This is a genomic window from Pseudonocardia hydrocarbonoxydans (assembly GCF_006539565.1).
In the GTDB taxonomy this organism is placed as follows: Bacteria; Actinomycetota; Actinomycetes; order Mycobacteriales; family Pseudonocardiaceae; genus Pseudonocardia; species Pseudonocardia hydrocarbonoxydans.
On record NZ_BJNG01000080.1, the window covers coordinates 1 to 1696 of the forward strand.

Below are 1696 nucleotides of genomic sequence, written 5' to 3' on the forward strand. Positions count from 1 at the left end.
AGCTGGCAACAAAGCTACACTCCACCTGTGTCGACAAGCAAGCGCCCCCTTCGCCGAGTCATCCTCTACGGCCGCGCCAGCCACGCCGAACGCGACGACCGCGAGGGCAAGGACCGCCACACCACGTCCGTCGACGACCAGCTCAACGCCCTGCGCGCGTGGGCGACCCGGGCAGGCGTCGAGGTCATCGCCGAGCCCCGCGACGGGGTCAGCGCGTCCCGGTTTGCCCGCGGGAAGGCGCGGGAAGGCTGGCAGGAGGTGCTTGACGTCCTCGCCACCGGCCAGGCGGACGCCCTCTGCGTGTGGGAGGTCTCCCGCTCGACGCGCGACCGGGCGGTGTGGGCTGCGCTCATCGCCGGGCTGATCGAGTCGGGGACGGCCCTTGTGGTCGACGGCAAGGTCCACGACCCGGCCGACCCCGACGACGGGTTCATGCTCGACATGGGCGCGGCGCTGGCCGTGCGCGAGGTGGCGATGCTGTCCAAGCGCGTCAAACGCGGCATGGCGTCCCGGGCGACGAGGGGGGCGCCCCACGCGCGCCTGCCGTACGGGGTGCGGGCCGAACACGACCCGAGGACGGGCCGCGTGGTGCGGTACGTGCTCGATGACGAGCGCGCCGCGGTGGTGCGCGAGGCGGCGCGGCGCATCCTCGACGGCGAGACGCCGACGACGGTGGCGAACGACTACACCCGGCGCGAGATCCCCTCCCCCAGCGGCGGCCGGTGGATCGGCAACAACCTGCTCCGGCTGGTGGCGAGCCCGGCGTCGGCAGGGCTGCGGGTGCACCGCGGCGAGGTGCTCGACGGGGTGACCGCGGCGTGGCCGGCCATCGTGACGATGGACCAGCACCGGCGGTTGCAGCAGCTCCTCCACGACCCCACCCGGCGCACCCACCGCGACGGCTCCCACGTGCGACACCTCCTCGCCGGGGTCGCGCACTGCGACGTGTGCGGCGGGCCCGTGGGGACGTTGAAGCGGCAGCGCGTCGGCGGGCCGGTGGTGACCTACCGGTGTCGGCTGCGGTTCTGCGTGAGCCGACGCGCTGACGAGCTGGACGAGTTCGTCGAGGCCGTGGTGATCGAGCGGCTGTCGCGGCCGGACCTCGCCGCGGCGTTGGCGGCGGAGGCGGACGACCCGGCGGTGTCGACGGCCGGCGAGGAGGTAGCGCGGTTGCGTGCCAAGCTCGACGAGGCCCGCCGCCTGGTCGACGTCGACCGGCTCACGCTGGAATCGCTGGCCGACCTGGAAGCCCGGACCCTCCCCCGGCTGCGGGCAGCGGAGAAGCGGGCCCAGCCGCGTCACGTCCCGGCGGTGGTGTTCGATCTCGCGGGCCCGGACGCTGCGCAGCGATGGGCGGCGGCGTCGGTGAGTGCGCGTCGGCAGGTGTTGCGTGCGCTGATGGATGTGCGGATCGGGAAGGCGCCGGCGCGCGGTCCGGGGAGCGCGATGGATGAGGCGTCGGTGCGTTTCGTCTGGCGCACCGGATGATCATGCATTCGTGCGACTGATCATCCAGAGGCAATCGAACATAACTACTATTCTCGGATCTTCCAGCGTCGCATAATCGCAGTTCAGAGGCTCGCGCCTGATTATCACAGACATGATCGACTATTCATCGGACGCGACCTGCGGTTATGTGCTCGCCGGTCACGCTCGGTCATGATCGTTTATGCACTCACGGGACCCCGCCGAACGG

At 71.6% G+C, this 1696-nt stretch carries 1 protein-coding gene; it reads left to right on the top strand.

The window, feature by feature from the left end:
- The first annotated feature begins 27 nt into the window (after positions 1-27).
- A complete protein-coding gene (locus PHY01_RS26050; RefSeq protein ID WP_141282924.1) occupies positions 28-1488 on the top strand; it encodes a recombinase family protein in 1461 nt (486 codons plus the stop codon).
- Positions 1489-1696: the final 208 nt, after the last annotated feature.